The organism is Arthrobacter sp. Cza30, from assembly GCF_059090765.1.
Window position 1 is genome coordinate 199,471 of record NZ_JBNHGA010000010.1, and the last position, 6,804, is coordinate 206,274.

5 protein-coding genes are annotated in these 6,804 nt (G+C 66.4%); 1 reads left to right on the plus strand and 4 read right to left on the minus strand.

Annotation, left to right across the window (positions count from 1 at the left end; translation table 11 throughout):
• Window positions 1–117 precede the first annotated feature (117 nt).
• From AC5RVZ_RS28890 to AC5RVZ_RS28900, 3 genes are all read right to left on the minus strand, one after another.
• Window positions 118–1,107 (minus strand): sugar ABC transporter permease, encoded by a 990-nt coding sequence (locus AC5RVZ_RS28890; protein ID WP_494069065.1) that lies wholly within the window; start codon window positions 1,105–1,107, stop codon window positions 118–120.
• Window position 1,108: 1 nt separating this feature from the next.
• A complete protein-coding gene (locus AC5RVZ_RS28895) occupies window positions 1,109–2,731 on the minus strand; it encodes an ABC transporter permease subunit (RefSeq protein WP_494069066.1) in 1,623 nt (540 codons plus the stop codon).
• Between the two features lie 83 nt (window positions 2,732–2,814).
• A complete protein-coding gene (locus AC5RVZ_RS28900) occupies window positions 2,815–4,068 on the minus strand; it encodes a sugar ABC transporter substrate-binding protein (protein WP_494069067.1) in 1,254 nt (417 codons plus the stop codon).
• A gap of 243 nt (window positions 4,069–4,311) precedes the next feature.
• Here AC5RVZ_RS28900 and AC5RVZ_RS28905 point away from each other — a divergent pair, with 243 nt between their 5' ends.
• A complete protein-coding gene (locus AC5RVZ_RS28905; protein WP_494069068.1) occupies window positions 4,312–4,800 on the plus strand; it encodes a YajQ family cyclic di-GMP-binding protein in 489 nt (162 codons plus the stop codon).
• A gap of 123 nt (window positions 4,801–4,923) precedes the next feature.
• Here AC5RVZ_RS28905 and AC5RVZ_RS28910 read toward each other — a convergent pair.
• A partial coding sequence (locus AC5RVZ_RS28910; protein ID WP_494069069.1) for a glycoside hydrolase family 3 N-terminal domain-containing protein occupies window positions 4,924–6,804 on the minus strand: 1,881 nt, incomplete at its 5' end.

The following is a 6,804-nucleotide window of genomic DNA, read 5'->3' on the forward strand; positions in this document are numbered from 1 at the left end:
ACGTTGCGAGATGGATGCGACGTGGTTGCACGGCGTGCGCCATGACAGAGCCCCTGGATTGTTCTTCAGTTATACGTGCGGTGCCGCGGTACGGCCGGATCTGCCGAGCGGCATCCGTCACTTCACGCTGCCGGCGGTCAGTCCGCCCACGATGTAGCGCTGCAGTGCGAGGAAGAGACCCACAGGGAGGATGGCCGCCAGGACGGCACCGGCCGCGAAGACGCTCCAGTTCTTGGAGAACTCGTCCGAGATGAACCGGTACAGGCCGACGGCGAGGGTCTGATTCTCGGGATCGATGAGGATCACGCTCGCCAGCACGAACTCGCTCGACGTGCCGATGAACGAAAGCAGCCCGACCACCGCGAGGATCGGCGCGACGAGTCGCAGGATGATGGTGAAGAAGATCCGGGCGTGCCCCGCACCGTCGATCTTGGCCGCCTCATCGATCGAGGACGGCACGGTGTTGAAGAACCCGTACATGAGGTACGTGTTCACGCCGAGCGCGCCGCCGAGGTACACCATGATCAGGCCGATGCGGCTGTTCAATCCGATGCTCGGGAAGATGTCGCCGATGGCGACCATGAGCAGGAAGATCGCCACCATCGCCAGCATCTGCGGGAACATCTGCACCACGAGCAGTGTCGTCAGTCCGAAGCGGCGCCCGGTGAATCGCATGCGCGAGAAGGCATAGGCCGCGAGCGCGCCCAGCAGCACGGTCCCAGCCGCCGTGACCAGGCCGATCACCAGCGTGTTGAGGAACCATGCGCCGTACGGGTGGTTCGGCATCCGGAACAGGTCGACGTAGCTGGAGATGTCGACGTTCGAGAACAGCGCGTTCGCGGTCAGCAGGGTGCCGCCCGGGTTGAGCGACGCCGAGAGCACGTACAGCAGCGGGAAGAGGGCGAAGACGGCGACGACGATGCCGACGATGTGGCGCCAGCCGGTCTCGCGGAAGTAGCGCTTGAAGGGGCGGCGCGGCTCCTTGCCGGCGCCGCGCGCCCCGGCGTCGCCGGTGACGATCGTCGACGTGCTGGTGAGCGCGCCGTGGTCGGGATCGCGGTCGAGGAGGTCGCGTGCGGCGGACGCACCGGGCTGCAGGGTGCTCATGTCAGTTCAGCTCCTCGAGTGCCTTGGTGCGTCGGAACGCGATCACCGAGATCGTGCCGACGAGCAGGAAGATGATGATCGAGAACGCGCTGGCCAAGCCGTAGTCGGACGTCGATCCGACGAACGCGACCTTGTAGACCATCGTGATGAGGATGTCGGTGGCACCGACGTTGACATCGGCCGTGACGTCGCGCGGACCTCCGCCGGTGAGCATGTAGATCAGGCTGAAGTTGTTGAAGTTGTAGGCGAACGATGCGATGAGCAGCGGAGCGACGGCCACGAACAGCAGCGGGAGCTTGATGTTGCGGAACACCTGCCATGCGCTCGCACCGTCGACGCGCGCCGCCTCCTGGAGGTCGTCCGGGATGGCCTGCAGGGCGCCGGTGCAGATGAGGAACATATAGGGGAATCCCAGCCACAGGTTCACCAGGATGATGCTGAATTTCGCCAGCCACTCGTTCGTGAGCCACGGCACGTCGGCGCCGCCGAACAGCACCACGTTGAGGAAGCCGAACTCCTGATTCATCATGCCGGCCCATACCAGGGCCGACAGGAACCCCGGGAACGCGTAGGGCAGGATCATGATGACCCGGTAGTACTTCTTGGACTTCATCCGCGGGTCGTTGAACACGATGGCCAGGAACAGTCCCAGCACGAACGTGGTCGCGACCGAGAGGAATGCGAAGACGAACGTCCAGATGAGCACCGTGAAGAACGGCGCGCGGATGGACTCCTCGGCGAACGCCCGCGCGAAGTTGTCACCCCCGACCCAGATCTGCCAGCCGGGAAGCAGCTCGGTGCCGTCCTCGGCGGTGAACGCTCCGGTTCCGATGTCGGAGTAGACCACGCCCGTCCGCGTGTCGGTCATCGTGTCGGCGGCCTCGTCGTAGACCAGGTTCGACACGTACACGTACGCCACCGAGCCATCGGGCGTGCGCAGTGCGCCGTCGTTCGGATCGTCGCTGAGCGGCACCGACATGTCGGCGATCGTCTCCTGATTGGCGACGATCTGCGCGAACCCGAGAGTGTTGTAGCCGGGCACGGAGACGGCCTTGCCGCCATCCATCTCGGCGTTGTCGACCGGCTCGAGCGGCCGCTCGACGCCGCCCAGCTGCACGTCGCCATCGGGATCGGTGACGAGGAACGAGAACTCGCCCAGCTGCTCCACGATGGTCAGCTCGTAGGCGGGCGAATCCTCCACCCGCTCCTGCGCCGACAGCATGAGCGCGTTGATCGCGCTCTCCTTCGTGCTGTTGTGGCCGGTGCCGTAGTTCGTGAAGGCGATGTAGCCGGTGTAGCCGGCCGCGAAGATCTGGAACACGAAGAGGAAGATCAGCCCCGGGACCAGGTACTTCCCGGGAAGGTGCCCGCGGCTGAAGTAGATCCAGTTGGCGAAAGCCGTGACGGCGAGCACGACGGCCGCGGGCACCCACTGCTCGCTCTGGACGAGCACGAGGGTCGAGTAGACCGCCAGCGCATCGACGATGCCCAGGGCCACGATCTTCAGCAGCACGACCTTCCAGCCGCCGCCGGCGGCTTCGGCCAGCCGCGCTGCGCGGGCCGCGCGCGGAGTCGGTTTCGGTTCGGCCGCGGCGTCGCGGTCATCCATGGTCGGCATCGTCATCGGCTACCCTCCGGTCGCATCGTATGGCGGGACGGGGTGCGGGGCGACACCCGAGGATGCCGCCCCGCGCCCGCATCAGCGTGCTACTTTCCGATCTCCGCCTGGATGTCGGAGGCCATCTTGGTCCACAGCGCGACCGGGTCGCCGCCCTGACCGTTGATGATCGCCGCCTCGGTCACACCCCAGAACTGCCACACGGCCCCCATCTCGGGGATGCTCGGCATCGGGACGGCGTTGGCGCCGACCTCGCCGAAGCCCGCGGTGATCGGGTCGGCCGCCACAGCCGCCTCGAATGCGGCAGTGAGTGCGGGAGCACGGCCACCCACCTCGTACAGTGCCGTCTGGACTTCCTCGCTGCCGATGTAATTGGTGAGGAACTCGTTGGCCGCGAGTCGGTTCTCGCTCTCGGCGCTCAGGAAGAAGCCCTGGACGCCTGCGAACGGCTGAGCCTCGCCGCCACCGGCCGAGGGGATGGGGTCGACGGCGATGTTGATGCCGGCCTCCTCAGCCGCCGGGACGTTCCACGGGCCGGTGAGGAAGAACGGCGCCTTGCCGGCGTTGAAGTTCTCGGTCGCCAGCTCGCCGGTGATGTTGGTGTTGAAGACGCCCGTGCCGGCTGCGCCCTGCGAAGCCAGCCACGTGGCGAACGCCTGGCCGCCCTCGTTGCCGATCTGCAGGTCCTCGGCGTTGTAGCTGCCGTCTTCGTTGGTGCCGAACACGGGGGCGCCGAAAGAGGTCTGGAACGGGTAGAGGTGGTACGGGTCCGCGGCCTCCGGGTCGAGCCCCACCAGGAGCGCGTATTCCGTACCCGCGGCCTGGCCCTTCGCGATCATGTCGTCGTAGCTGGTCGGCGCCTCGGGGACGAGGTCGGTGTTGCGCAGCAGTGCGATGTTCTCGATCGCGTACGGCACGCCGTACGTCTGGCCCTCGTAGCTCCACGCGTCGATGGCGACCTGCTCGAAGTCGCCCGCGCTGTCGCCGAGCTCGACGGGCGCCACGACGCCGTTGCTGACCAGCACGCCCAGCCAGTCATGGGCGCCCACCGCGATGTCGGGGCCCTCGCCGGTCGGCACCTGCTGCACGAACTGGTCGCGGATCTCGCCGAACTCCTTCTGAACCAGCTCGACCTCGACGCCGCTGTCCGCGGTGAAGTCCTCAGCCGCCTGCTCCAGGACGTCCGCACGGTCGGCGTCGACCCACACGGTGATCGACCCGGCGGACTCCTGCGAGTCTCCCCCGTTGTCACCGCCTCCGCCGCCGGCGCAGCCGACGAGAGTCAGGGACGAAACCGCGGCGATCGCGCCGAAAGCGGCGATCCTCCTCTTGTTCACCTTCATTGGTGTGTGCCTCTCTGAGTGCGGGTGCTTCGCAGCCTTCGACGCGGAAGGCTGCGGATGCTCGCCGATGACTGCAAGCGCTTACATTGTTACTCGCCACTGCAGGTTCTGGCAACTCGCCGAAGCGATCGATATCCCGCCGTGATGATCGGCACTGGTGTGGAACCGCTTGCATGGTGCCGACGGCACGTCGCGGCCCACCTCGGGATGCCGCCTGGCGGATCGGCTCGATAGACTCCGACCATGGCGGACTCGAGTTTTGACATCGTCAGCAAGGTCGACCACCAGGAGGCCGACAACGCGCTGAATCAAGCGCGCAAGGAGGTCGAGCAGCGCTACGACTTCAAAGGCACCGGCGCCTCGATCGAGTGGAGCGGCGAGGCGATCCTCATCAAGGCGAGCTCCGAGGAGCGCGCCAAGGCCGTGCTGGACGTGTTCCAGTCCAAGCTCATCAAGCGCGGGATCTCGCTGAAGAGCCTCGAATCCGGCGACCCGGTGGCCAGCGGCAAGGAGTACCGGATCACCTCCACACTGAAGAACGGCATCTCGTCCGAGGACGCCAAGAAGATCAGCAAGATCATCCGCGACGAGGGGCCGAAGTCGGTCAAGTCGCAGATCCAGGGCGACGAGCTGCGGGTGCAGTCCAAGAGCCGCGACGACCTGCAGGAGGTGCAGCGTCTGCTCAAGGCCGCCGACCTCGACGTCGATCTCCAGTTCATCAACTACCGCTGACACGGCTTCCCTGACCGTGTCTCGCTCGTTTCGTCGCAGGGCGGTCCGCACCGCGCGGCGATGAGCTACGAGTGCGCCAAGGAGACGGGCCGTGCGCGTCACCGCACGGCCCGTCGTTCCCCGCTACTTGTTCCCGCGCGTTGCGGTTCCCACTCCGGTGCTGCTGGCGAACGCGCCGTCGCCGCTGTACTCGACGGTGACGGTGCCGACTCCGAGGCTGGCAGGGATGGCCAACTTCGCGGTCCCGCTCTTCAACGTGATGGCTTCGCCGACCGGCTGCCCGTTGAGGAAGAACTGCACAGTGCCAGTGGGAACCTCCGCCCCTTCCGTCCACGGCGAGACCGTGGCGGTGAATGCCCGACCGGTGTTCGAGACCTCGGTCGTCGAGTACTTCAGTCCATAGCCGAAGGCGTATTCATTGCCGGCGGCGTCGACGAAGTCGTACTCGAACGTCTCTGCATAGGAGGGGACGTCCGAGGCATTCTGCTGGACGGCGCCGAGGTCCTTCGGCAGACCCCACGGCAGCTTGCCGCTCGGGTCGAATTCACCGCGCACGAGGCCGAGCAGGGCGTCGGTGCGCGTATTGAACGAAGTGACGATCGCGTCCGCCTGGGCCTCGATGTTGTCGATCAGCCACGGATTGGTGGCGTTCAGCACGACGATGTTCGTGTCGACCTGGGACTGAACCGCATTGATCCGGTCGACATCGATGCGGGTGTCCTCGTTGAGGCCAAGCACGACCGACGGCGGGCTGCCGAGCGTGTCGTCACGATTCCAAGCGAGCGAAGGCACGACCCAAAGCAGCGAATGGGTCGCTTGTGCCGGGTTGTCGACGAGCTCGACCTCGGGCCACAGCTCGGCGACGGACTGGCGGACCGCCGTGGTCTGCTCGGCCTGCTGGTCGCGGCGGAAGACCTCGATGTACAGCTTGACGTCCGACTCCTCCGCCGCCGTGATGGGCAGCGGTGCCGATGCCCACTGCTCGGCGCCGCCGTTGCGCAGCAGCACGAGCGACTTGCGGTGAGCCTCGTTCGCGCGAGCCTGGGACTCGACGCTGTCGCCGATGGCCTGAGCTTCGGCGGGGTCGGTGTAGGGGTCCTCGAAGAGCCCGAGGTCGAAGATCTCCGCCAGCAGGAACGAAACGGACGTGTCGATCTTGGATTCGGCGACAAGCCCCGTGTTGACGGCGTTGACTACCTCGGTCGGGTCGGCCCCACCCGAGAACATGTTGGTCCCCGCGTTGATAGCCTTCGCGTACTGCTCCGCTAGCGTGAGGTCCTTGACCCCCCAGTTCTCACTGCCGACCGCGCCGGTGTCGGAGTTGACGTATCCCTGGAAGCCGAGCTCCTCTCGAAGGAGACCGGTGATCATCCGCTCGTTGAAGGCCATGCCGACCTCCTCGAACTGCTGGGTTGGGCTGAACCACAGGTGCTGCGGCAGCTGTTCGGCGGTGCCATCGTTCTCCGGCCGCGCGTAGTAGGGCATGATCGAGCTGGTGCCGGCCTCGATCGCCGCGCGGAACGGCGGAAGGTGGTACTCGAAGAGGCTGCCGGCCGTCGGGTACTCATTGGTCTGCCCCCACTCGAAGTGCGGGTCCGTGCCCTCGACTCGGGGCCCACCGCCCGGGAAGTGCTTCGTCGTCAGAGCTACGCTCGTCGGCCCGAGATCTTCGCCTTGGAACCCCTCGACGACCGCGGAGATCATGTCGGACGCGAGGTCGGCGTCTTCGCCGAAGGTCCCGTTCGCCCGGGTCCATCGAGGCTCGGTCGCCACGTCGGCCATGTACATGTATCCCTTGTGGATACCGACTGCCCGCCATTCACGGGCCGCGATCTGTGCGAACTCCTTGACCAGGGCGGGATCGTTCGTCGCGCCGAGGCCGGGCTCGCTCGGCCAGTCGGACAGCTGCCCGCCGGCTGCTTCGGCGTGTCCGGCGATCGACTCCGCGGCAACGTGGTTGCGGGGGTTGGATGCCATGACATTGGGAATACCCAGGCGTGTGCC

Coding starts and splice junctions, on each gene's coding strand:
- AC5RVZ_RS28890 (WP_494069065.1), bottom strand. CDS start 1,107: ATGAGCACCCTGCAGCCCGGTGCGTCCGCCGCACGCGACCTCCTCGAC.
- AC5RVZ_RS28895 (WP_494069066.1), bottom strand. CDS start 2,731: ATGACGATGCCGACCATGGATGACCGCGACGCCGCGGCCGAACCGAAA.
- AC5RVZ_RS28900 (WP_494069067.1), bottom strand. CDS start 4,068: ATGAAGGTGAACAAGAGGAGGATCGCCGCTTTCGGCGCGATCGCCGCG.
- AC5RVZ_RS28905 (WP_494069068.1), top strand. CDS start 4,312: ATGGCGGACTCGAGTTTTGACATCGTCAGCAAGGTCGACCACCAGGAG.